The sequence below is a fragment of the Pelagimonas varians genome, from assembly GCF_003208435.1.
Lineage (GTDB): Bacteria > Pseudomonadota > Alphaproteobacteria > Rhodobacterales > Rhodobacteraceae > Pelagimonas > Pelagimonas varians.
On sequence record NZ_QKMF01000002.1, the window covers coordinates 1 to 24,053 of the forward strand.

At 53.9% G+C, this 24,053-nt stretch carries 19 protein-coding genes; 13 read left to right on the top strand and 6 right to left on the bottom strand.

Annotated elements, in window-relative coordinates; all coding sequences use genetic code 11:
- Positions 1 to 1,078: 1,078 nt before the first annotated feature.
- The 8 genes from C8N36_RS02340 to C8N36_RS02380 all read left to right on the top strand — a co-directional run bounded on the left by C8N36_RS02340 (position 1,079) and on the right by C8N36_RS02380 (position 10,249).
- Complete coding sequence (locus tag C8N36_RS02340; protein WP_097803030.1) at positions 1,079 to 1,531, top strand: hypothetical protein; 453 nt, start codon at positions 1,079 to 1,081, stop codon at positions 1,529 to 1,531.
- Between the two features lie 291 nt (positions 1,532 to 1,822).
- Positions 1,823 to 2,839, top strand: a complete 1,017-nt coding sequence (locus C8N36_RS02345) for a Stealth CR1 domain-containing protein (protein WP_097803381.1) — start codon at positions 1,823 to 1,825, stop codon at positions 2,837 to 2,839.
- Between the two features lie 462 nt (positions 2,840 to 3,301).
- Positions 3,302 to 3,631, top strand: coding sequence for an efflux RND transporter permease subunit (locus tag C8N36_RS02350; protein WP_141467939.1), 330 nt, complete (start codon positions 3,302 to 3,304; stop codon positions 3,629 to 3,631).
- A gap of 552 nt (positions 3,632 to 4,183) precedes the next feature.
- On the top strand, positions 4,184 to 4,393 hold the full coding sequence (locus C8N36_RS02360) for a hypothetical protein (RefSeq protein WP_110767766.1): 210 nt from the start codon (positions 4,184 to 4,186) through the stop codon (positions 4,391 to 4,393).
- Positions 4,394 to 4,439: 46 nt separating this feature from the next.
- Positions 4,440 to 4,790 carry an efflux RND transporter permease subunit gene (locus tag C8N36_RS02365; RefSeq protein ID WP_110767768.1) on the top strand — a complete coding sequence of 117 codons (351 nt, stop codon included), beginning with the start codon at positions 4,440 to 4,442 and terminating at the stop codon, positions 4,788 to 4,790.
- Positions 4,791 to 5,068: 278 nt separating this feature from the next.
- Entirely contained in the window at positions 5,069 to 6,031 is a 963-nt protein-coding gene (locus C8N36_RS02370; protein ID WP_097803035.1) for a LysR family transcriptional regulator, read from the top strand.
- A gap of 156 nt (positions 6,032 to 6,187) precedes the next feature.
- Positions 6,188 to 8,623, top strand: coding sequence for a GcvT family protein (locus C8N36_RS02375; protein ID WP_097803382.1), 2,436 nt, complete (start codon positions 6,188 to 6,190; stop codon positions 8,621 to 8,623).
- A 96-nt stretch (positions 8,624 to 8,719) separates the two neighbouring features.
- Entirely contained in the window at positions 8,720 to 10,249 is a 1,530-nt protein-coding gene (locus C8N36_RS02380) for a trimethylamine methyltransferase family protein (protein WP_097803036.1), read from the top strand.
- 39 nt (positions 10,250 to 10,288) lie between these two features.
- Here C8N36_RS02380 and C8N36_RS02385 read toward each other — a convergent pair whose 3' ends face one another.
- The 3 genes from C8N36_RS02385 to C8N36_RS02395 are packed head-to-tail and all read right to left on the bottom strand — an operon-like array spanning position 10,289 to position 13,467.
- Positions 10,289 to 11,086: a transglutaminase family protein gene (locus tag C8N36_RS02385; protein WP_097803037.1), complete on the bottom strand. Its 798-nt coding sequence runs from the start codon at positions 11,084 to 11,086 to the stop codon at positions 10,289 to 10,291.
- Between the two features lie 8 nt (positions 11,087 to 11,094).
- Complete coding sequence (locus tag C8N36_RS02390; protein ID WP_097803038.1) at positions 11,095 to 12,036, bottom strand: alpha-E domain-containing protein; 942 nt, start codon at positions 12,034 to 12,036, stop codon at positions 11,095 to 11,097.
- Positions 12,037 to 12,039: 3 nt separating this feature from the next.
- Positions 12,040 to 13,467: a circularly permuted type 2 ATP-grasp protein gene (locus tag C8N36_RS02395; protein ID WP_097803039.1), complete on the bottom strand. Its 1,428-nt coding sequence runs from the start codon at positions 13,465 to 13,467 to the stop codon at positions 12,040 to 12,042.
- A gap of 310 nt (positions 13,468 to 13,777) precedes the next feature.
- Here C8N36_RS02395 and C8N36_RS02400 point away from each other — a divergent pair, with 310 nt between their 5' ends.
- The 3 genes from C8N36_RS02400 to C8N36_RS02410 are packed head-to-tail and all read left to right on the top strand — an operon-like array spanning position 13,778 to position 20,408.
- Positions 13,778 to 17,101, top strand: coding sequence for a transglutaminase family protein (locus tag C8N36_RS02400; protein ID WP_097803383.1), 3,324 nt, complete (start codon positions 13,778 to 13,780; stop codon positions 17,099 to 17,101).
- 58 nt (positions 17,102 to 17,159) lie between these two features.
- Positions 17,160 to 19,529, top strand: a complete 2,370-nt coding sequence (locus C8N36_RS02405) for a circularly permuted type 2 ATP-grasp protein (protein ID WP_245910704.1) — start codon at positions 17,160 to 17,162, stop codon at positions 19,527 to 19,529.
- 3 nt (positions 19,530 to 19,532) lie between these two features.
- Positions 19,533 to 20,408, top strand: coding sequence for a transglutaminase family protein (locus C8N36_RS02410; RefSeq protein ID WP_097803040.1), 876 nt, complete (start codon positions 19,533 to 19,535; stop codon positions 20,406 to 20,408).
- A gap of 21 nt (positions 20,409 to 20,429) precedes the next feature.
- Here the strand turns inward: C8N36_RS02410 and C8N36_RS02415 are convergent, their stop codons facing one another.
- Both C8N36_RS02415 and C8N36_RS02420 read right to left on the bottom strand, forming a co-directional pair.
- A complete protein-coding gene (locus C8N36_RS02415; RefSeq protein WP_097803385.1) occupies positions 20,430 to 21,164 on the bottom strand; it encodes a proteasome-type protease in 735 nt (244 codons plus the stop codon).
- A gap of 122 nt (positions 21,165 to 21,286) precedes the next feature.
- On the bottom strand, positions 21,287 to 22,069 hold the full coding sequence (locus C8N36_RS02420) for a transglutaminase-like domain-containing protein (protein ID WP_097803386.1): 783 nt from the start codon (positions 22,067 to 22,069) through the stop codon (positions 21,287 to 21,289).
- Between the two features lie 34 nt (positions 22,070 to 22,103).
- Between C8N36_RS02420 and C8N36_RS24655 the strand changes: the two genes are divergently transcribed.
- Entirely contained in the window at positions 22,104 to 22,229 is a 126-nt protein-coding gene (locus C8N36_RS24655; RefSeq protein WP_255253599.1) for a hypothetical protein, read from the top strand.
- An 8-nt stretch (positions 22,230 to 22,237) separates the two neighbouring features.
- A complete protein-coding gene (locus tag C8N36_RS02425; RefSeq protein WP_097803041.1) occupies positions 22,238 to 22,675 on the top strand; it encodes a YqaA family protein in 438 nt (145 codons plus the stop codon).
- A 373-nt stretch (positions 22,676 to 23,048) separates the two neighbouring features.
- On the opposite strand, the gene C8N36_RS02430 is transcribed toward C8N36_RS02425, so the two are convergent.
- Complete coding sequence (locus C8N36_RS02430; protein ID WP_097803042.1) at positions 23,049 to 24,011, bottom strand: zinc transporter ZntB; 963 nt, start codon at positions 24,009 to 24,011, stop codon at positions 23,049 to 23,051.
- Positions 24,012 to 24,053: the final 42 nt, after the last annotated feature.

Here is a 24,053-nt window from a genome sequence, read left to right on the forward strand (position 1 = left end):
ATCATGTCACCGTTGTTAACCGTCGCAATCGTGATCGTCTCCGCAGATGCTATACCCGCGCTCAATCCCAATCCAACAACTGTCGTTAGTAGTGTTCTCTTAATAGACATGGTTGTCCTCCCTTAGACACTTCAAAAGTTATGCGGCGATACACGCATGTGTCAAGAAAAACTTTACACGCGTCAAATAAGAGTAAATAAACGTAGTAAAAACAATTGGATGAGTGAATTCTGTTTTGCAGAATTTTTGCAGAGTTTGGATGCGGTTCTGTGTTGTTATTGGCAAGGAAATCGATTTTCCCATCGGGATTTATGAATTATTTTGATGGTTGATCTGTCCTTGCCTGTCGGACTTCGACCGGCCTCATTGGCAAGGCGGGCAAGTCCGGCCCATTGGACTATGTCTTTGAATTTGATAGAAAGATCGACCGAAGCAGATGGGACTCAAGTGGTGCGTTGAAGGACTAGGCGTGAACTATTGTCTTGGTTTGGACGGTCGCGCAGTAAAATCAAAACAATCATCTTCGTGGAGTGCCCAACATCCAGGCCAAAAGCTGCCGAATCGAATGCTACATTATACTTTGCGGATCTGGCCGGGGGCCGCCACTCCACATATTTCCGGTCAAGCAAAGAGAGGCAGGTGGCCGATGGATTTGCGTTCTCTTGCAAGTGTTGCATGGTTTGCCGATTGGCTATGTGTGCAATTGTTCAATCGATTGGCGAGCTATTGGTTGCCACGGGTACACCCGTGCAGGAGCTTATGCACGGGCGGGCAGAAGAGAAGAGAGGGGGCAGGGGCGACTGCTTCTTTGGATGCACTGACCTCAATCGCGGCCGGCTTACGGATCGTTACCAAGAAAACATCCTATTGCAGCTCTTTTTTTCTTGAAGTTGCGCAGGCTTCGCGACTCGCCCCCAAAATTGCAGCAGGGAAAAGGGCAGATGCTTATGCGGAGCCGTAGAAGGCCAAACGTTCGACCTGTCAAAGCAATTCAAACAGACCAAGCATTGACATCTTTGACGTGAGCTTCTTTCTTTTATTTCTGAGGGGTATGTAGCCCGGTGATCGGACAGACAAAATGAAGCATGAAGATGCGCAGCCAATCGCGCAGGATTTTCTGGATCGGCAGGGCGAGGCGACAATTGCAGGTGATGTCGATGCAACCTTGGAATGGTGCGATATTCCTTGCACGCTTGAAAGTATGGAAGGCCGTGCTGTTGCCAAGAATGAAACCGAAATGCGTGCAATTTGTTTGAGTTTTATCAATGGCCTGAAGGGGAACCGCTTTACGCACATGGTCCGAAAGGTTCAAGAGGCCATTTTCAAGGATGAGGATACAATCTGGGCTACATATGAGACGCGCTATGTTCAAAACGGAAACTTTCTGCCCGAAGAGCCCTATGTCGGATTTGTCATTCTTAAACGTAAAGATGATCGCTGGAAAATCAGCACTATGCAGTTCGCAGTTAGCAGCAACAGCCTTGCAAACGTCACGCTTAGGGATTGGGCGTCCGGCCGACAGGAAAGCTAAGCGTCAATCTGGACAGTTTTGCAGTTTAGGCAAGATGTAATCTGGCTGAAATCTCTTGCACCGTCTTGTCAACCCGCCGCGGGTCAAGCGCTACCACGGCTTAAAACTTGTCCGAAACACCCCGTCTCTTCGTCATTTCTGTAACTTGTCGTCAATTTTGGATACATCTTAAAAAGCTATCCAGTGAAAAAACGTCTCTGCCACCGAATTGTCTAAATCCAAACAAGAGATCCATGGTTCCACAGACCTACATGTGACATGGACAACGTCCCAAAAAATAAAGGATCGGGCATGCAACGAGACGTTTTCGAAACCAAGAAAAATCCGGATGAGCTGATAGATGCCGTCATTACGTGGGTTGATGGAAGTTCGAGAACACACAGCCAGAAACGCAATAAATATATGGCGCAATCACCTCTGCCGCTTCATGAAAATGCCATCAATCCCCATCGTTGGGTTTGCAGTGATGAAATCTTGTTCTGCCTGCAGTCGATTGAAAATTTCGCCCCATGGGTCAGAACAATCTGGATTGTGGTCGACATCGAAACGCCGGATTTAACATGCCTTTCAGCGGACTTGAGGGCGAAGATACGATTTGTCGATCACACGGAAATATTCGACGGGTTTACCCAAGTGCTGCCGACATTCAATTCGCTCGCAATTGAAAGCATGCTTTGGCGGATCGAGGGGCTGAGTGAGCGGTTTGTTTATTTCAACGACGATGTTTTCCTTGCCGCACCATTGGAAGAGGTGGATGTTTTTGACGGCGGCAGGCCGGTTTTACGCGGAAAATGGGTGGACTACAGTCGCGCGTTATATGGATCGGACGTGCGCAGTGATCCTGCGAAATTCAATCATTTCATGCAGCTCAAAGCAGCGCAAATGATGGGATTTGGTGCAGATAATCTATTTGCATCCGCGCATGTGATTCATCCGGTTCGCCGGTCGGTCATGGCAGGCCTATTTGATCACCACCGCGCAGCTTTTCTAACGAATATCAGCCACCGGTTCCGGGATTTGAGCCAGTTTTTACCACAAGGTCTGCACAACCACGCTTGTATTGCAGCGCAGAATGCTTTGATCCAAACGTCCAAGGATCATCTGCATATTTATAGTGGCCAAGGGATTGGGCAGCCATCTGATGAAACGCGTGCAGTGCTAACAGGTGCCACGGATGCTGAAATCAAATTTTTATGCGTCAATGATTTGCCGCAGCTGGAACAGGTTGTTCCCGAGGCTCGGGAATTGATTGGTCAGGCAATTGGCGGTTGGTCGCGCGGTGGGACCTGCGAAGACCCAAGCGGTTAAAGAATAAGCCAAATTGATGCTGCCACCCCCGCGAAGTTCAGGAGCGGGACCCACAGCGCAGGCCTTGCAATGCTGCATGTTCTAACAGGTTCAGTTGTTGATAATTTGAACGGAATGAATTGCGTTTGGAGTGCTCAAGCAGCTTTCGGATTTGGACTTGGTTTTTGATGTGTCCGGCCCGGATGTTGTGCGTCTTGCACAGTCAGATTCTTCATCCGTTGTTGAACTAGAAAGCCTCAAGGGGCAGGTTTTTGACGCGGAACTTGTTGAACCTTTTTCCCAAGCGGGCGCGTTCGGGTTTCGGTTCCTCATGGTGCGCCGATCCTCGCGGGTATGGTTGGCAATATCGTTAAATCCTCGGCAACCGGAAACGAACCCAGATTGCCACGCTTTGAAGATCCTGAATTTATCAATCGTCAGGCCCAAATTATCTCACCCTGTCCTGAGCCCGGTTCCGATGAAGTGGCGCGCGAAGTCACTGATGTTATTGAAAATGGCCTGCAGCAATTGCTTGGCGTGAAAAAGGTCGGGCCCCTTTCGTCGCCAGATGTCAGTGAAGTCATCGTCGAATTCACGATCGCATCCGTCAAGAACCGTGCAGAGCTGTATCACCGGTTCGCACAAATGCGGGCAAAAATAGATGACGTTCAATCAAGCTTGCCGCCCACCGCCTTAAAAGCCAAGTTTATGATGACTTCGGCGACGTTCAAGCGCGTTTCTTTGGCATCACCGGAGCAGGCTATTCGATCACTGAGCCGTATGATTATGCCAAACAGTTGCAGCGCGGGTTGATCTTGGTGGAAGGGGTGTCAAAAGTCGTCCTGAAAGGCGTTCAACCTGAAGTGATCTGTGTCGAATACACATTGGCACGGCTGATTGAATTTGATTTGTCACCGCCCCAGATCGGCCACGTCTTGGAAAGGTCAAAACTTGGTGACGCCGGGCGGCACAGTGCTTGGAGGGTCAACCCGTTTTGAGATCAGGCCGGAAGGCGCATTCGACTCCATCAAGGCGATTGAGGCTTGTTATCTCAAACGCACAGACCGGTGCTTCTTTTCGGTTATCCGAAATCGCGACCTTGTCTCGCGGGTTACAAGACACTGCGCGCAGCTTGCATCATATTGACGGAAAACCAGCCATTGGTTTGGGTGTTGGGAACTCATACAATGGTTGGAAGCACCACATCCGTTTCATGTTGATTTATGATTCCGAAAACAGCAGCTCAAGCTATGGCCAAATCTTTGTCGACGTTGCAGACGACACTCAAATTGAAGGGCTCCAAGGCCCGATAGAATCCTACATTCAGGAAAACTATCCAAACCCACGCATCCAAGGTGTGGAAGTTTGTCCTTGGGCAGTGATGCGGCTTCTTTGCAGCAGGTACAGGTGTTTAGCGAGGCAATTGGCGACTACACCCCAATCGGGCAGGTCGTAGATGATTTTGAACAGGTCTTTGAATCTGGGAACTTGCGCCGGATCGACCGTGCGCTTGCCATAACGGCACAGGCGGACAACGCCCCGGGGTCTTGTCAGGCGATTTGTTCCACACAGTGAAAGAGGAAGTCGAAGCTATCGCACTACTGCGCGGCTACAGTTTTGAATGGAAGGGCGAATTCGGGAATTCGGCAGAAGCCAACGCTGGTTTGGGGTTGACGATGCCGCTTGGCTTTGGTGCCATGAACATATGGTGATCTTATTGTTCAACGCGGTTCGGCAACCATTGATCATTTGGCACACTGTGCCTTTGTGTCTGATTGGCGTGGTTTGGGGGCCGTTCCTGACACGAACAGCGCTCGAATTCATTGCAATCTTGGGGGTTTTGCGACTGACAGGGATGTGGATCAAAAACGCGATGGTTTTGATTGACGAGACGGATTCACAGATTGCTGATGGCAAGGAGGGTATGCAAGCGGTGGTTGATGCCGCTGTCAACCGTGTCAGGCCGGTATAGCTGGGGGTGTTGACCACGGTTCTTGGGGTGAATTGATCTGGGACCTTTTCTTCAAGTCGCTAGCGGTGGTCATCATTTGTCGCCTGAGTTTCGCAACCGCTCTTGCCCTGATTATTGTTCCGACACTTTATGTCGTGTTGTTTACGGTAAATCCGAACGAGGTTTAGACCTGCGAAGACTGAAACTATGCCGTCCCGCGTTGACATGCTTGCGCATTTGACACGCGGGGTGGTCTGCCCCACTGTTCTCATAGTTTCGAAACTAAGGGATATCAGTCTGTGCCGCTCCCCCGAATTTCCCTTCAGGCACTGGATGCCTTTGAACGCGTTGCCCGCTCTGGTTCTGTGCAAACCACGGCTGCAGAGATGAAACTGTCGATTTCTTCCGTGTCGCATCACATCGCGCGACTGGAAGACCAACTTGGGGTGGTCTTGTTTGACAGGTCCTCACGGCCCTTCGCTTTGACCCGCGAAGGCCATCAAGCGCTGCAACATCTGTCCAAAGGCTTGCTGCATATCCGGCGTGCAACGAATGAAACGGCGATCTCCGGCTTGCTCACGACCCGCTCTTTGCGCATTGGGATTGTCGAAGAGTTCGAGAGTACCGTCACACCCGAACTCGCGGCGTTTTTAACGAAACAGATGCCTCAGGCGACGCTATCGATTTGCAATATCCTGAGCCACCAAGCAGCCGACTTATTGCAAAAAGGCGAGGTCGATCTTGCCGTTGTATCAGATGCTGGAAGCGCCAATTCCGAATTGGCGAGCGTGCCACTGTTGCGCGACCCGTATGTCTTTGCGATGCCGGAAGGTCTGCGCGTGGCTCCGGCAGATTTGCTCGCTGATGCAGAGGTTCTACCATTTTTAAGGTTCAACCAAGGTCACTTGATCGGCAAACATATCGAAGCGCATTTGGCCCGCAATAATGTCGAGCTTCCCAACAGGTTTGTTTTTGACAGCGTTCAGTCGATTATGGCGATTATTGCCAGCGGCGCTGGCTGGTCGATTATTACGCCGCTCGGGTTTATGCGGGCCCAGCGGTTTGCAGCAAACGTGCGTTTGTATCCTGTGCCAATGTCTGCGTTTTCACGCGACATAACTCTTTTGTCACGAGGCGATTTTGACAGCCCGACCCGGCAGGCCCTCGCGGGTCTTTTGCGTCAGATTATGAATCGCGAAGTTGTCGGGCCAGCGTGCAAAGCCTACCCGTGGCTCACCAGCCAGCTGACACTCAAAGAGTGAAACTGCTCATGCCTTGCGGGTCATTACGCAAAAACTAACACGGATTTTTGTCAAAAACAGTTTCGAAATTATCGAAACTGTGTCTGTGGAATTGACGACTTCGCCATTCCTGCTTTGATGAGCGCAACAAAGGTTCATAGCACGGATTCGAAAAACATGAGAGATCAAGCACGGGTAGTCGTTATTGGTGGGGGCATTGCGGGGTGCTCGGCATTGTACCACTTGACCCAAGAGGGATGGACGGACGTCATGCTGATTGAGCGTGACGAGCTGACATCCGGGACAACTTGGCACTCTGCGGCACAGGTGACGAATTTCGGAATGACGCAAACGATGGTTGGTTTGAAAACCCACTCTATCAACCTGTATAAAGAACTGCGTGATGATCCCGAATACCCTGTTGGATATAACTTTGGAGATGGCGGAATTCGCCTTGCCAATACGCAAGCCCAAATGGATGGCTACAAACACTTTACCTCGATGGCCGCTGCAATGGACGTTGAATTCGAAGTGATCGATGCGGCGGAATGCGCGCGTCGCCATCCGCTAATTTCGACCGAAAACCTGCTTGGTGGCCTTTGGGATCCTACCGATGGCCATATTGACCCAGCGCAGCTGTGCCAAGCGCTGGCGCGCCGCGCGCGTTTGGCCGGTGCCGAGGTCAACCGTCACACGCCGGTCACCGGGCTGACCCAACATGCCGACAGCACTTGGACCGTGCATACGGAAAAGGGCGACGTGAAATGCGAAATCGTCGTGAATGCCGGCGGGTATCGTTGCAATGAAATCGGCGCGATGATGGGTGTACAGCATCCTGTCGCGTCGATGGAGCATCAGTATTTTTTGACCGAAGACATTCCCGCGATCAAAGAGGCAGGCCACCGTATCCCGCTGCTGCGTTGCCCGATCAGCGATTACTATTCGCGTCAGGAAAAGAACGGCTTGCTGATCGGTTTTTACGAACAAGATTGCCGGACATGGGGCATGGATGGCATTGACCCCAAATTCACAAATGCGCTGTGCCCTGACGATTTGGACCGCGTGACCGACGTTCTTGAAGGTGCGTTCGAACGGATGCCGGCCTTGATGGAAACCGGTATCCGCGAGGTCGTGAATGGCCCGATCACTTACACCATTGATGGTGCGCCCTTGGTTGGCCCTATTCCGGGCAAACGCAATGCGTTTTGCATCATCGGTTTGCGCGCGGGCCTTGGCGAAGGCGGCGGACATGGCTGGCTGCTGGCTCAGCAAATTGTGCATGGTGAGGCGCAATATGACACTTGGGTAATCGATCCGCGCCGCTTTGTCGGACATTGTACGGTTGAGCTGACAGCGCTGAAGGCTGTCGAAGACTATCAAAACGAATTCCGGTTCCATTTCCCGCACGAACACCGTCCTGCCGGTCGCCCTATGAAGACAACGCCGCTAACCGCTGTATTCGAAGCTGATGGTGCGGAAATGGGCATTGTGAACGGCTGGGAACGGATTGATTATATCAAACCCTCGCCGGATTTCACCGAAACATTGGGTTTTCGCTTTAATGAGCTGCACGATGTGATCGCCGAAGAGGTAAATGCTGTCGCGACCGGCGTCGCCATGACCGAAGTGTCAGGGTTCAACCGGTTTGAAATGACGGGCGCGGATGTGCACAGCTTCCTTGATCGTATGATGTGCGGCACGGTTACAAAACGCTGGGGACGTGTAGGTCTTGGATACCTGCTGAACGAACATGGGATGGTTAAGGGCGAAGCCACAATTGCCAACATTCCTGCCTCTGATCGTGGAGAAAACCGCGTTTGGTACGGGTCCGCCGCAGCATCCGAATTCCACGACATGGACTGGTTGCAAACGCATCTGCGCGAAGATGAGGACGTAACGATCCGGTCGTTGACCAATTCCCAGACGATCCTGATTTTGGCCGGGCCCAAATCCCGTGATGTTCTGGCTGCCGCCGCGCGCGGTGATTGGTCACGCGAAGCCTTTCCCTGGCTTTCGGTTCGCGAAACTCATATCGGTATCGCACCGGCCACGGTTTTGGGTATTAGTTTCTCAGGCGAATTGGCCTATGAAATCCACGTTCCAAACGAAAGCCTGCACGCGGCTTATGCTGCGCTTCGCAAAGCGGGGGCCGAGCATGGTCTGAGGTTGTTCGGCGCGCGTGCAGTCGATTCCATGCGGATCGAAAAAGGGTTCTTGCATTGGAAAGCGGACATTCTGACCGAATTCGATCCATTCGAGACCAGCCTCGAGCGGTTTATCAAAATGGACAAGGGCGATTTTGTTGGCAAGGCGGCCCTTGAAAAACGGGTGAGTGCAGGCCCGCAGCGCAAGTTGGTGACGCTGGTGGTTGATACAAAAGATGCGCCAGCCCATGGCGGAGCATCGGTGCGCATTGATGGCCGCATTGTCGGGACAGTGACTTCAGGCGATTGGGGGCACCGCACGGGCCTGAACCTTGCCTATGCCTTTGTCGAGCCGGATTTTTCAGCGCCTGATACAGAAGTCACTATCGACGTGATCGGAAGCCCGGTTCCAGCCCGTGTCATCCCGGCTGGGCCGTATGATCCAACTTATGCGCGGATGAGGGCCTAAAACAGACAGCCTGTGGGCATCGAATGATTTTGGAGACAACCGTTAAACTCAGGAGCGACCAAGGATGAAGCGATGCCCGTCAGGACAATTACGCATATGACCGACACCATTGGCAAGCCGTCTCGGCGCAGTGGTGGCCGTGCGACACGTTTGGTTAAACGGGCGTCTAAACCGGTTATTGACCCTTGCCCCCCCGGCCAGATCGGTGGGGCATACAGGCCGCTTTCGGAAAGCGATCTGCACAGAATTTACGACACGGCCTTGCGCCTTTTGTCCGAGCTGGGCATGGGTGAAGTCCCCGACAGGCTGGCGCAAGATCTGTTAAAAGCAGGGGCCGAAGACGACGGGCAGGGGCGTTTGACCTTTCCGCGCTCTTTGGTTGAGGATGCCAGCGCAAAGGCTGCCAAGACGTTCATCTTACATGGTCGTGATGACAACCGGTCAATCGAGGTGGGCGGCAATAAGGTCTATTTTGGCACTGGCGGCGCGGCGGTTCAAACCCTGGACATGGACAATGGGCTGTATCGGCCATCCACCCTTGCGGACCTGCATGACTTTACCAGACTGCAAGACACACTGGCGAATGTCAGCTGGTACACCCGCTGCTGCGTTGCAACCGATGTTCCGGATAACTTCGATCTGGATGTAAACACCGCCTATGCTTTGCTGCGCAATACGACCAAACCAACGGCGACCTCATTCACGCTCGCTGAACATATAGATCCCATTGTGAAAATGCTGGATATCGCTGCGGGCGGCGACGGAGCGTTTTCAAAACGCCCCTTCATGAAGGCCCATATCAGCCCGGTGATTTCCCCCATGCGCTACGGCGAAGATGCGGTTGATGTGGTTTATGACTGTATCCGGCACAACATCCCGATGTCTTGCATCACAGCAGCGCAGGCCGGTGCTACAGCCCCTGCAACAATGGCTGGTTTTTTGGCGCAGTCTTTGGCGGAAACATTGGCCAGTTTGGTGATGGTTCACGCCATTGCGCCGGGCTATCCTATGGTCTTTTCGAACTGGCCATTGGTTGTTGATCTGCGCACCGGCGCGTTTTCTGGCGGTAGCGGTGAAAGCACCGTTTTGAATGCGGCCTCTGCGCAATTGTCGAATTGGCTGGGGTTGCCTTCCGGTGTCGCCTGCTCAATGACCGATGCCAAGGCGATTGACGCGCAATATGGCGCTGAAAAGGGCATGAGCTCGCTCGCGGCAGCGCTGGCGGGCGGCAATTTGATTTACGAAAGCTCGGGCATGACCGCGTCTTTGCTCGGAGCCAGTTTCGAAGCCTTTGTGCTGGATGACGAAATGCATTCCAACACCTATCGCGCCCTGCGAGGAATAGAGGTGAGTGAAGACAATCTTGGGTTTGAGGCGATCAAGGAAGCGGTTCTAGGGGCCGGTCACTTTTTAGGCGGGGATCATACAATCACAGCGATGGAGCGGGACTATTTCTATCCAACGCTTGCGGATCGATCAGAGCCCAGAACATGGGCTGAAAACGGAGCGAAGGATGCTTGGACTTTGGCACGGGCGCGTGCGCGCGAGATTTTGACAACCCACCATCCCGAATATCTATCGACAGATCAGGATGCTGAGATCAGGCGCCAGTTCAAAATCCTTTAGAAACCAGCCTTCTTGGGTTGGCTGCGCAGGTTTGGTCTCTTATTGCTGAACCTGCAAGGAGACATGCATTGTCTCAAGGGCATTGCCCAGCGTCATCCCCGATACAGGCGCGGCATCCTTTGAATCGCGTCCAGTTGCCAATCGCACATAGCGTTCATCCGGCGAGATACCGTTGGACACGTCGAAAGCGACCCATCCCAAGCCGTCTACATGGGCCTCGGCCCAAGCATGGCTGGCATCTTGATCTATTCTATCATCCATCATCAGATAGCCGCTGACATAGCGCGCGGGGATACCGGCGCACCGCAAGGTTGCGATAAAGATTTGCGCGTGGTCCTGACACACACCACCACCAGCGCTCAGGGCGTCTTCGGCAGTTGTAGCGACGGTTGTCGCGGTTTGGATGTATGGGGTGGCCGCCAAAATCGCGGCGGACAGCCTATGCAATTCTTCTAGGGAACCGGCTGTATTTGTGATCAGCTTTGAAAGGGCCTGGATACCCGGTCCGGCCCTTGTCCGTTCGGTCGCCTGGACAAAGTGCCACAACGGCGCGGCACCATAAACCATGCCGTAGATACCGTCCGAAGAGCGCGTTTCAATATCACCAGAGACTGTCAACTCCATCTCCGTCGCGCCATCATGCGCTTTGATCAGCATGCACTTGTTCCGGTATTGATCGAAAAATGTCAGCTCTTCGTCTCCGCCGATGACATCAACTTTCCAGTTGAGCACCGTTTGATGCCGATCAGAAGCGGGTATGAGCCGAACTTGCTGTAACCCGTAGAGCACCGGCGCGTCATAGGTGTATTTCGTCGTGTGCGAGATCTTGAGTTTCATTCGATTGCTTATCCATCAAACCGGTAGTCGAGTTGGATTTGTGCGCCTATTGCATTGTTACTGCGCAAAAAATCACCAATGAACTGGTGTAGCCCGCCTTCGAAAATCGACGCGATTGTGTGCTGGCGCATTTTGGTCACCTGTTGGTCGATCAATGCATGACATGGCATTGTGGCACCATAGTCTTTTTCTAGATAGCCTAGGTTGGCTCTGATCGTCCGGCTTGCGAAATACAGCGACCGTGGGAAGCGGCTGTCAAGAATGACAAACTCGGCGATGCCTGAAGATGTCATTTCATTTGCGTTGAGCCAGCGGAACGACCGGTGTGCGGAAACGGACCGTAAAATTGTTTCCCACTGCACATTGTCCATCGCAGAGCCAATAAAGCTGGCCGAGGGCAAAAGCGTATAATACTTGACGTCGATGATGCGGGCTGTGTTGTCGGCCCGTTCCAGTGCTGTTCCGATTTGGGCGAAATCATAGGCATCATTGCGCAGCATGGTTCCGTGCAGGGCACCGCGCACCAAAGCACTGTGGCGGCGGATTTCACCCAGCAAGGCCGGAAGATCGGTTTCTGGAATTGGCTTCTTGAGCGCGGCCTTCATCGCCATCCAGTTTTCGTTGACGGCTTCCCAAACCTCGGTGGTAAGGGCCGTGCGGACCATACGGGCATTGGTACGGGCGTTTTCAATCGCGCACATAACGCTTGAGGGGTTGCTGGTGTCGCGGAGCAGATAGTCGACGACATGTTGCGCTGTGTAAGTGTCGTATTTTGCATCATAACCGGCCCGAACCCCTGCGGTGGTGACAACCGATTTCCATTCAGAATCGGAATCGCGTGAACGGGTCAACGCAATCCGAAACCCGGCTTCGATCAGACGGGCTGTGTTTTCGCTGCGCTCCAAAAAGCGGAACATCCAATAAAGGCCACCTGCGGTTTTACCTAGCATTCCCTAGTCCTCCAAAACCCAAGTGTCTTTGGTGCCGCCGCCTTGGCTGGAATTCACCACAAGAGAGCCTTCTTTTAATGCGACGCGGGTCAATCCTCCGGGGGTGATGTCAATTCCGCCCGGCGAAACGAGCACAAACGGGCGCAGATCGACATGTCGGGGGGCAAGACCCTTTTTCTTGAAAATGGGCACGGTCGACAGCGACAAAGTCGGTTGCGCAATATAGTTGCCCGGGTTCTGTTTCAGCTTTTCCGCGAATTCGGCCACTTCGGCTTTGCTGGCCGCGGGCCCGACGAGCATGCCGTATCCGCCTGACCCATGAACCTCTTTGACCACCAGTTCCGCGAGGTTTTCGAGAACATATTTTAACGTGTCCGGCTCGGAACAGCGAAATGTCTGCACGTTCTTCAAGATGGGCTTTTCGCCGGTGTAGAACTCAACAATATCGGGCATATAGGAATAGATCGCCTTGTCGTCCGCAATCCCTGTTCCGGGGGCATTTGCGATCGTGATGTTTCCGGCGCGGTAGACATCCATAATACCGGGTACGCCCAGCATGGATTCGGGGCGGAAATTGAGCGGGTCCAGATAGTCGTCGTCCACACGGCGGTATAAGACATCAATCACTTGATAGCCTTGGGTCGTGCGCATGGCGATATGGCCATCGATTACCTTTAGATCATGCCCTTCAACCAGTTCGACACCCATCTGGTCGGCTAAAAACGAGTGTTCAAAATAGGCCGAATTGTGGATGCCCGGCGTCAAAATCGCCACGGTGCAGTCGTCGCTGCAATTCACGGGTGCACAGGCGGCTAACGATCTGCGCAGGTTTTTAGGATAGTCGCTGACCGGCTGGACTTTGTTCTGGCTGAACAGTTCGGGAAACATTTGCAACATCGTTTCGCGGTTTTCCAGCATGTAGGACACGCCGGAAGGAGTGCGTGCATTATCCTCAAGCACGAAAAAATCATCTTCTCCGGTGCGCACGATATCCGTGCCTACGATGTGTGTGTAGACATTGCCCGGCGGGGTAAAGCCCATCATTTGCGGCAAGAAAGCGTCGTTCTTGGCGATCAGATCAATCGGAATTATTCCGGCGCGCAAGATTTCTTGACGGTTATATATATCGTGCAAAAACATATTGATTGCGCGCACGCGTTGTTCAATACCTTTGGACAGCTTGGTCCATTCACGGTTCGAAATGATACGCGGGATCAAATCAAACGGGATCAGCCGTTCCTGCGCTGCTTCTTGGCCGTAGACATTGAAGGTGATACCCGTTCGCCTAAAGAAGGCCTCTGCTTCTTTAGATTTTTTCGCGAGCCGGGAAGGGTCTTCGTTGGAAAACCACCTCTGATACTTATTATAAGGGTCACGTACGCCATCTGTTGCCAGCAGCATTTCGTCGAAGTGGTTTGTTTTTGATTTCATGGTTTGATCGTATCCAAAAAGTAGAGGACTGCAATGGGCGACCGAGATCACAGACGCGCGGCCAAAACGAGCGGGCAAAAATTAATCGACAGGTTAAAAAATGGGCAAGTGCGGGGCTGGATCGGCTGAAATTCCTGCCTTTGTTGCATTTTTCCTGACTTAAATGTCTACCGTCACAAGGCCGAACTTCATCTGGTGGGGACATCAGAGCCGGGTAAGGTGCCGCATCTTTGACCGTTTCGATCTGTCGGACACCGGTTCTGGTGCTATGCAAAGCAATGTCCATGATGGGCGCAAGGAGACAGCCAACATGTCAATCACAGCAAGCATCTACCACCTGACGCATTATAAGTACGATCGACCGGTAACGCTTGGCCCACAATCTATTCGGCTCCGGCCCGCTCCGCATTCACGCACACGGGTTATTTCGCACAGTTTGACGGTTTCGCCCTCGGCCCATTTTGTGAACCACCAACAAGACCCCTACGGGAATTGGCTGGCGCGGTTTGTGTTTCCTGAACCGGTGCGTGAATTCAAGATCGAAGTTGATTTGGTCGCTGACATGTCCGTCTATAACCCCTTTGATTTCTTTGTTGAGGACAGCGCCAAGACCTTTCCACTACGCTATGATGATGACATCGCGCCGGACCTGAGTATTTATCTGCGGACGGCCCCTGTGGGCCCGCTTTTGCAAAGGTTTTTGGCGTCGGTTCCGCGTTCACCGATGGTGACAATCGACTTTCTGGTGATGCTCAACAGCCGTTTGGCCAATGAGATCAACTACGAAATCCGTATGGAGCCCGGTGTGCAAACCGCCGAGGAAACTTTGGGTCGCGTTGCAGGATCTTGCCGCGACACCAGCTGGCTTTTGGTGCAGGTATTGCGCAACCTTGGCCTCGCGGCGCGGTTTGTGTCGGGCTATTTGATCCAGCTGAAACCGGACCTGATCGCGATTGATGGCCCCGCAGGCACCGATACTGATTTCACTGATTTGCACGCGTGGGTCGAAGTGTATTTGCCCGGCGCAGGCTGGGTTGGTCTTGATCCGACATCGGGGCTTTTGGCGGGTGAAAGCCATATCCCATTGGCTGCAACCCCTGACTACCGCCACGCGGCCCCCATTTCCGGTGTGGCAAGCGCGGCAGATGTCGAGTTTTCCTTCGACATGAAGGTGACACGCACCGCCGAACACCCACGCATCACCAAACCGTTTTCTGACACCGCTTGGGATGCTTTGAATTCATTGGGGCATGCGGTTGATAAACGTCTTGAAGCAGGCGATGTCCGCCTGACCATGGGCGGCGAACCGACGTTTGTGTCGATTGATGATTTCGAAAGTCCGGAATGGAACTCCGATGCTGTTGGCCCAACCAAAAGGGCGCTGGCCGACACCTTGATGCGCCGTTTGCAGGGGCATTTTTCCAAGGGTGGTTTGCTGCATTACGGTCAAGGGAAATGGTATCCCGGCGAAACGCTTCCACGTTGGACCTTCTCGCTGTATTGGCGCAAAGACGGGGTGCCGATTTGGCATGACCCTGACCTGTTGGCCCGCGAAGACACCAGCGAGGCAGTCGGCCCGCAAGATGCCCAAGCCTTGCTATCCGGGATTGCGGCCAGCCTGTCGGTGCCCGCGGAAAATGTGGTGCCTGCGTTTGAAGACCCTGCCGATTGGATCATCAAAGAGGGCAATTTGCCCGCCAACGTCACGCCCGAAAACTCCAAACTTGCCGACCCAGAAGAACGGGCGCGCATCGCTAAAGTGTTTGAGCGCGGGTTGAACACGCCGGCGGGCTACGTGTTGCCGGTGCAGCGCTGGCAGGCCCGCGCCTCAAGTCGTTGGATGTCGGAAGTCTGGAACATGCGTCGTGGCAAGGTGTTCCTTGTCGCGGGCGATAGCCCTGTAGGGTACCGCCTGCCGCTAGGCACCTTGCCGCATGTTCCCGAAAGCGATTATCCGTTTATCACGCCTCAAGATCCGACCGAGGCGCGCGCCCCTTTGCCTAAAGACCCGCCCAAAGCGGAGCGTCAGGAACCCAAACAGGCAATTGCGCACCAAACGGGCGCAAGCGTCGGTCAGGAACAGGTTGCGCAAACCCTAAGCGATTTGGATGGCCGTGTGCGCACCGCCATCTCGGTCGAGGCACGGGACGGGCGGCTTTGTGTTTTCCTGCCGCCGGTTGAAACGCTTGAGGACTATTTGGAGCTGATTGCAGCTGTCGAAGCCGCCGCGCGGGAAACCGGCCGCAAGGTCTTGATCGAAGGATATGCCCCGCCGCATGATCCGCGCGTTGAAGTGATGCGCATAGCCCCAGATCCCGGAGTGATTGAGGTCAATATTCATCCTGCGTCCAATTGGTCTGATTGTGTTGCCACCACGCAAGCTGTCTACGAGGAGGCCCGCCAGTGCCGTTTGGGCGCGGATAAATTCATGGTCGACGGGCGCCACACAGGTACAGGCGGCGGCAACCATGTTGTCGTCGGGGGCGCGACGCCTATTGACAGCCCGTTCTTGCGCCGTCCGGATCTGCTCAAAAGCTTGATCTTGTTTTGGCAACGCCACCCCAGCCTGTCCTATCTGTTTTCCGGCACATTTGTCGGCCCCACATCGCAGGCTCCGCGCATCGATGAAGCCCGTCATGATGTGCTTTATGAGCTTGAAATCGCGCTTGATCAGATCTGGCCCCCAACGGATGGCGCGGTGCCACCGCCTTGGCTGACTGACCGGTTGCTACGCAATGCGTTGATTGATGTGACCGGCAACACCCACCGTACCGAGATCTGCATCGACAAACTGTTTTCGCCCGATGGCCCAACAGGGCGCTTGGGCTTGGTTGAATTTCGCGGATTTGAGATGCCGCCAAATCCGCGCATGAGCTTGGCGCAACAGGTATTGTTGCGGGCGATCATTGCGCGCTGTTGGGAAAACCCGATCAGTGGCAACCTGACCCGTTGGGGCACCACTTTGCATGACCGTTTCATGCTACCCGCGTTTTTGTGGGAGGATTTCCTAGAGGTCTTGGGGGATTTGAAGGCCCATGATCTGGTGCTTGACCCTGCATGGTTCGAGGCGCAGGCCGAGTTCCGCTTTCCGTTCTGCGGAGAGGTCACTTATGAAGGGGCGACACTTGAGCTGCGCCAAGCCTTGGAGCCGTGGCATGTGATGGGCGAGACTGGTGCGATTGGCGGCACGGTCCGCTATACCGACAGTTCGTCCGAGCGGTTGCAGGTGACGCTGAAAGGGGCCAATCCAGATCGATATACGGTGACAGCCAACAGCCGTGTGGTGCCGCTGACTGCGACGCAAGCCAATGGCACGTTGGTGGGAGGCGTGCGTTTCAAGGCGTGGAAACCTCCGATGTCGTTGCATCCTGTGCTTGAAGTCGACGCGCCGTTGACGTTTGATATCTACGATACATGGACCGGAAAATCACTAGGCGGTTGCCGATACCATGTCGCGCACCCAGGGGGGCGCAATTTTGATACCTTCCCGGTCAACGGCAACGAGGCAGAGGCGCGGCGTTTGAGCAGATTTGAAAAACTGGGCCACACGGCAGGGGCTTATCAGCCTGCGCCAGAGAGGCCTCATCCGGAGTTTCCGATGACCCTTGATCTGCGCCGCAGACCCGGATTGTAACCCTGTGCAAAAAACCGCCCCCCAAACGAGCGATCAATCGCGCCCAGACGACTTGTTGTTGGCATATGCCAATTATGTTGCTGCGGGGGGCGCGCATTCGGATGAAATGCTGGGCACAGACGGGCTGGTAAAACCTGTCTGGGCTTCGTTTTTTGACCACCTTAGTCGCCTGACGCCCGAAGACTTGTCCTTTCGGTTCGCCCGAGGCGATCAATACCTGCGCGATGCTGGGGTTCTTTTCCGCCAATATGATGAAACCCTGTCGACAGAACGCGAATGGCCGCTGAGCCATATTCCGGTCATCCTGGATGAGGATGAGTGGAAAAGCATTTCTGCAGGTTTGATTGAACGCGCCGAGTTTTTGGAATTTGTACTGCGTGATTTCTATGGCGACAATACGCTTGTCAGCTCGGGGCAATTGCCTGCAACCTTGCTGAGCCAAAACCCCGCTTGGTTGCGACCAATGGTTGGCTTGGGCGGGGGGAGCGCGCATCTGCTCAATACCTTGTCGTTCGAAATCGGGCGGGGACCGGATGGAAGATGGTGGGTGATCAGCGATCTTGTCGAAGCGCCGTCAACTGCGGGTTTTGCGATCGAAAACCGCATCGCAATGAGCCGGGTTTTCCCGGGATTTTTGAACCACAGCAACATTCACCGGCTTGCCGGATTTTTTCGCAACTTCCAGCAAACATTGTTCGCGGTAAAGGGGCGGACAAAAGGTGAAATTGCCCTTTTGTCGCCCGGTCCGATGAACCAGAACTATCCTGAGCACACATATATTGCCCGCTACCTTGGTTTGCTTTTGGTCGAAGGCGAAGATCTGATCGTCCAAGACGGCAAAGCCATGGTTCGCACGGTTGATGCTGCCAAACCTATCAGCCTGCTCTGGAACCGGTTGCCAAGTACGATGTTCGATCCGCTAGAACTGGACCCTACCTCGATGTTGGGGGCTGCCGGTTTGGTGCAGGCGGTGCGCGATGGCGCGCTGAAAACCGTGAATATGGTTGGGGCAGGGGTGTTGGAAACCCGCGCCTTGATGGCCTTTTTGCCAAAAATTGCGAGGGCGCATCTTGGGCGCGGCTTGGCGCTTCCTAATATCGCAACATGGTGGTGCGGTCAGGAGGCGCAGCGCGATCATGTGTTGGCCCATAGTGAGCAAATGATGGTGGGCAATGCTTTTTCAACGCGCCCCTTGATGGCTGATCCCGCCACACTGACGATTGGCAATGGCCCAGACAATACTAGCGCTGACAGTCTGGAGAAAATGCTGCGCACCGCTGGCCGGGACTATGTTGGGCAAGAGGCGGTCACCTTGTCGACCACTCCGTCCTTTGAGAATGGTGAAATGGTTGCGCGGCCGATGTGTATTCGGATTTCACTGGGCCGCACGGCGGATGGTTGGGAGGTCATGCCAGGGGGCTACGCCCGTATCAGTGCTGGCGCGGATGCCAAAGCGATGGCCATGCAACAGGGGGGCAAAGTTGCTGACGTCTGGATCGCTAGCAAAACAAAGCTTCCTGCCAGCACCCTTTTGTCACAAGAAACGCAGGCGATCACGCGCCGGTCGACCCATGCCATTTTGCCAAGCCGTGCTGCGGATAACCTGTTCTGGCTTGGCCGCTATGTCGAAAGGTCGGAGCAGAACATGCGCCAGTGCCGTGCGTATTATGCGCGCATTTCTGATGGCGCGGACCACAATGATGCCATTCCGGCCTATATGCGCGCCCACCTCATGGACAATGTCGCCCCGAAGGCGCGCGATATCACGCAGCGCTTTGCTGAACCGCTTACCCTTGGCCTGCAATCGGCGTCACGGATAAACGACCGGTTTTCACCGGATGGGATGATGGCTTTGCGCGGTCTTGCAGGGCAAATTCAAGCGTTTCAAGGTCGATCATCTCTGATCGACGAAATCCCGGTCGAGATCAGCAGCCTTTTGCGTCAGACCACCGGTTTTTCGGGACTGGTGCATGAAAATATGTACCGGTCGGACGGCTGGCGATTTTTGAGCATTGGGGTGTCGTTGGAACGTGCGGCCAACATGTGTTCTGTTCTGGCGGCCTGTATCGGCAAGGATGCACCAACCGGTGCGCTGGATTTATCGCTTGAAATTGCGGACAGCGTGGGATCACACCGGTCGCGTTTTGTTGTTCTGGCGAACACTGCTTCTGTGGTTGATCTGCTTGGGCTTGATCTGCAAAACCCGCGCTCTATCCGGTATCATATATCGCGGACAAAAGATCATATTGCCCATTTACCGCGCCAAGATACCGGCCATCTTTTGTCCGAAGTGGCGCGCCAGACTTTGATGGTTGAAACGCAATTGGCGACAAGCCAGCCTGATGAAATCACACCCGAGGGGCTGATCCAAATGAGACAAGATATCTGGGATATTTCAAACGCCCTGAATGAGTATTATTTGGTTTAGACCATGAACTACAACATTCGCCTCACTATCACCCACTCCTACGAGCGGCCCGCCGCAAATGGCCGTCATCTGATCCGTGTTTTGCCAAAATCAATTGCTGGCAGACAGCAGCTTTCGAACCACCTTTTGGAGGTGTTTCCCGAGGCTGAGACCCGGACCGATTCCGTTGATTTCTTTGGCAACCGAACGACCACCTGCACGCACATTACACCGCATGATGATATGTCCATTCGGCTGGCCTGCCATGTTGAGATGCATCCCCCTCCGCCTTGGCGTGACGTATCACCGGACGCGGAAACTGTGTGCCAACAATGGCAAGCAAGCAGGGATCTCGGTCCGGAATCGCCAGTGCATTTCCTGGGCCCGACTTTGCGTTTGCCGCCGAATGCGGACATCGCCGCATTTGCGCGCGATCTACATGATCCCAGCGCCAGCGCCGCCAGCACTGTGATTACGATCGGTCAGGCTCTGTATGAGAAGATGGCGTTTGATGCCTCCGCGACCACTGTAGACACCAGCGCCGCTGAGGCGTTCAAGATAAAACGTGGTGTATGTCAGGACTTTAGCCACATTATGATTTCGGCTTTGCAGGCTTTGGGCATTCCGGCAGCCTATGTTAGTGGCTACCTGCGCACCTTGCCGCCCGAAGGCGGTGTCAAACTTGCCGGTGCAGATGCGATGCATGCATGGGTTCGGGCGTGGTGCGGAACCGAGATGGGCTGGATCGAATATGACCCGACCAATGCCACCCTTGTCAGCACCGACCATATCGTTGTCGGCTATGGGCGAGACTATTCAGATATTTCACCAGTCAGTGGTCATTTGCGATCGTCGGGCAGCCAGCGCAATACACAAGCGGTTGATGTCACGCTCCTCTAGAGACACCCATCATTACGGGTGTTAGCTGCGTTTATAACTTGGCAAGTGCATTAAGGCCGTGCGCAATGCATCGCCCCAGCCTTGGGAAATAGACTGATAATACGCGTCGTCCGTTTCAATGCGTGGCTGATCACTAACCGCAAAGCTGTCTGTTTCATAGACTTGCAGATCCAGCGGCAAGCCAACGGACAGGTTCGCCTTGATGGTTGAATCAAATGAAACCACCAAGAGCTTGATCGCATCCTCAAAGCTCATATCGGGCTCATAGGCGCGGACCAGGATCGGTTTCCCGTATTTGGCCTCGCCAATCTGGAAAAACGGCGTGTCGTCGGTCACTTCGATAAAGTTGCCTTCTGGGTAGATCAAAAACAACGTCGGATTACCGCCCGCAATCTGACCGCCGACAATCACGGATGCCGTGAATTTCGACGATCCGGTTTGACCGCCCGTGGCGCTGTTCTGGATCACTTCCTTTAGCGTCGCGCCAACCAATCTTGCGACCTGAAACATAGTGGGTTGCTCAAGGATCGTGGGGTTGCGTTCCGAAACCGTTTTGGACCGTTCTTCAAGCAAACTGATCAAGGCTTGGGTCGTGGCAAGATTGCCCGCGGTCATCAGTGTTATGGTCCGCTCGCCGGGGACATTCCACGTGAACATCTTTTTGGTGGTCGAAAAGTTGTCAACCCCGGCGTTGGTGCGCGTGTCCGACATGAAAACAAGGCCACTGTTCAAGCGAAGGCCAACACAATAGGTCATTTCAGAGATCCAGATCAGATAAGACACCGTGCGATATGCACGCAAGCTGTCTAGGATCGAATGCAGTTATATTCAATCAAGGAATGGGCGGCTTTTGAATATTAGCCCTAGGGGGGGCGGTGTCACGCGTCTGCGCGGCGCACATCAACGGATTGCTCTATCAGGTCCATCCATCCATAGGAGGTCAAAAAGGATGCATCCGAGGCATCGCGCCCGACACAAATACGAATGATTTCGGTGGGGATGGCCATACCAGTCGGGTCCACAATATACCACGCGTCCTCCAGATAGACCTCAACCACAGCGTGGAAATCCTGCGGCACCACATCGGGTGCATACACACTGACAAAGCGGGCGGGAATGCCGGCCGCCCGTGCCAACGATATCAGAACATGGGCGTAGTCGCGGCAAACCCCTGCTTGGCTGCCAAAACTGTCGGTTGCGCTGGTTCCAGCATGGCTTATGCCATTGTCATAGGTGAAGTTTGTGTAGATCCAGTGGCTCATGTTTTCAATCAAGTCACCGCCGGACATGTCGCGGAACTGAGAGGAGACAAAGTCCAAAAACAGTTCTGATTGGCAATAGCGGGAAGGCATTAGATATTTGACCACCTCGCTGGGGATCTCCACCCATGGGGTCTGGCCGAGGCCGTTCAGTGCAATGGCAGGGCGGGTGACTTCAACCAACGCGGTGTAGCGACATTCAAACCGGGGTCCGGCTTTGATCCACCGGCGCGTACCCATGCCCTCTTCTCCAGAGATTTCACGATGCACAGACACATAGTCCAAGGTAAGCTGTGCCTCGTGACACTGCTGGGCACCGTCCGAAAACGCTTCGACCTGTAGTAACAAATCGCAAGGCTGGGACGTAGCATACAAAAGGTGGGTCTGAATTGACAAAAGCACGACGTGATCCAAACAAGTGGAAGGAGAGCCAAACATGAGCTATCGCAGCCGGTCACGGTTCTGTCGATACAATACGCAAGCAGCGCATGGGTTTCTGATGGCAGCTGCACTTCGTGATGAACGTTTGGGCAGCTACGTGCCCGGCCATGCCAATCGCTAGGATACAAGATGATTGGATATATGGGGCTTTTTGCCTCGGCCTTGATTGCTGCAACGATATTGCCCATGCAATCCGAAGCAGTGCTGGTTGGTTTGTTGCTTGAGGGCAGCCGATCAGTCGGTGTCCTTCTTGTTGTCGCGACGGTTGGAAATGTGCTGGGATCAGTGATCAATTGGTATCTTGGTGGCTTTGCATTGCGCTTTCGGGGGAAATCATGGTTTCCGGCCTCGGATCAACAACTAAAACAGGCAGAAAACTGGTATCACCGGTATGGTCGCTGGTCGCTGCTAGGAAGCTGGCTTCCGGTTGTCGGGGACCCATTGACGGTTGTCGCCGGAATTTTGCGCGAACCGCTTTGGTCTTTCGTAATCCTTGTTACCTTGGCAAAAGCCACCCGGTACATATTGCTTGCGGCAGTCACTCTGGCCTGGCTTGATCAGAGCTAGACTATAGGGGCGCAGCTGGCTGGAAAGCAAAGCCCGTGCAGAAGTGGGCTGTTTCCATCCAGCATCAGACCTTCTATGTAAGCAAGACATCTGGAAAGGATATTCCATGCCTAAATCTAAAAAGCCGAAGGCAAAACGTCCTGGTGCAAACCCTGTCCAAAAGCCCGCTTGGTACCAAGCGCTAAACGGAAATGGCGGACAGCACAGTGATCGTCCGGTCAAAACTGGCAAGAAAGCCCAAAATAAATCGGGATAAGCGGCCAATTTGGTTAAGTGCAGCACATCAAAATGTGCTGCACTTTGCATTTTTGGGTGTTCGCGGCACCAATTGGATGCATTTCAGAAAAAAATGCCGTTTTAAATTCATTTCGTCTTATAGCCACTTGGACAGTTTGAAGATTAAAAACAGCGCAATCCCTGCGATCGCAGACCCTCCCGTTACAAACCAAAATGCCAGCGGTTCGGCCGTTCCGGGCATGCCAGCGACATTGATCCCGAACAAGCCGGTCAAAAACCCCAAGGGCAAGAAAATCGCGGCCACAACTGACAGAATATAGCTGTTCCGGCTTAGGGCATGGGTACGCTCTGCATCAATGAATTCCTGCAATGCGGCCAGTCTGTCCCGCGTTGCATCCAGTTCTTCAACAATTCGGCGTGTCTTATTGCTTGTTTCACGCAACTGAGCCAATTCGTCAGCCGAGAAAATCCAGTTCTCTTGGGCTGCGAGCGTGGCGACGGCTTCGCGTTGTGGATTGATGAACCGGCGCATCTTGATGACGGTTTGCCTTAGGTTTCCCAGTTGACCAAGGGCCAAGGCATCGCCTCCTAGAACGGTTTCCTCCAGCAGGTCTGTCTGATCTTCGAGCCCGAGTGAAATCGCCTCGATCCGGTGGGCAAGACCATGGGTTAATTCGGCCAGAAATAGTCCGACAGTCGCTGGTGCAACACCTTTGTCGGCGGATTGTCGGATAGCGTCGGCGGCCCAGACCTTGCGGGTTCGGGCAGTGACAACTGCGGACTTTGTCACCCACATACGCAAGGAAACCATGTCTTCCGGGTCGGAACCCGGGTTCAGGTTGACGGCCCGCAGATTCAGGATCAGCCCGTTGTCATGACGTTCGCACCTTGGGCGGGTTTCTTCTTGCCACAATGCCTTTGCCGCAATCTCTGGCAGATTTTCGGTGATCCAAGGCACGGTTTCGGGGTTGATTAAGTCAAGATGCAGCCAGCGGTATCCGGCAGCCAAGTCCAAATGAGGCCAGCTTTGCACGGTTTGTGTGACATTCCCGCCTTGAATGTCAAAAGCAGCGATAGGGCTAAGTTTGTGCGATGTCATGGATCCAGCCTTTGCAGCGAGCAATAGACTAAAACAACGCCT

What these genes read in the sequence shown, in the direction of transcription:
- C8N36_RS02340 (WP_097803030.1), top strand. Translation starts at nt 1,079, where the DNA reads ATGAAGCATGAAGATGCGCAGCCAATCGCGCAGGATTTTCTGGATCGG.
- C8N36_RS02345 (WP_097803381.1), top strand. Translation starts at nt 1,823, where the DNA reads ATGCAACGAGACGTTTTCGAAACCAAGAAAAATCCGGATGAGCTGATA.
- C8N36_RS02365 (WP_110767768.1), top strand. Translation starts at nt 4,440, where the DNA reads ATGGAAGGGCGAATTCGGGAATTCGGCAGAAGCCAACGCTGGTTTGGG.
- C8N36_RS02375 (WP_097803382.1), top strand. Translation starts at nt 6,188, where the DNA reads ATGAGAGATCAAGCACGGGTAGTCGTTATTGGTGGGGGCATTGCGGGG.
- C8N36_RS02380 (WP_097803036.1), top strand. Translation starts at nt 8,720, where the DNA reads ATGACCGACACCATTGGCAAGCCGTCTCGGCGCAGTGGTGGCCGTGCG.
- C8N36_RS02385 (WP_097803037.1), bottom strand. Translation starts at nt 11,086, where the DNA reads ATGAAACTCAAGATCTCGCACACGACGAAATACACCTATGACGCGCCG.
- C8N36_RS02390 (WP_097803038.1), bottom strand. Translation starts at nt 12,036, where the DNA reads ATGCTAGGTAAAACCGCAGGTGGCCTTTATTGGATGTTCCGCTTTTTG.
- C8N36_RS02395 (WP_097803039.1), bottom strand. Translation starts at nt 13,467, where the DNA reads ATGAAATCAAAAACAAACCACTTCGACGAAATGCTGCTGGCAACAGAT.
- C8N36_RS02400 (WP_097803383.1), top strand. Translation starts at nt 13,778, where the DNA reads ATGTCAATCACAGCAAGCATCTACCACCTGACGCATTATAAGTACGAT.
- C8N36_RS02410 (WP_097803040.1), top strand. Translation starts at nt 19,533, where the DNA reads ATGAACTACAACATTCGCCTCACTATCACCCACTCCTACGAGCGGCCC.
- C8N36_RS02415 (WP_097803385.1), bottom strand. Translation starts at nt 21,164, where the DNA reads ATGACCTATTGTGTTGGCCTTCGCTTGAACAGTGGCCTTGTTTTCATG.
- C8N36_RS24655 (WP_255253599.1), top strand. Translation starts at nt 22,104, where the DNA reads ATGAGCTATCGCAGCCGGTCACGGTTCTGTCGATACAATACGCAAGCA.
- C8N36_RS02425 (WP_097803041.1), top strand. Translation starts at nt 22,238, where the DNA reads ATGATTGGATATATGGGGCTTTTTGCCTCGGCCTTGATTGCTGCAACG.
- C8N36_RS02430 (WP_097803042.1), bottom strand. Translation starts at nt 24,011, where the DNA reads ATGACATCGCACAAACTTAGCCCTATCGCTGCTTTTGACATTCAAGGC.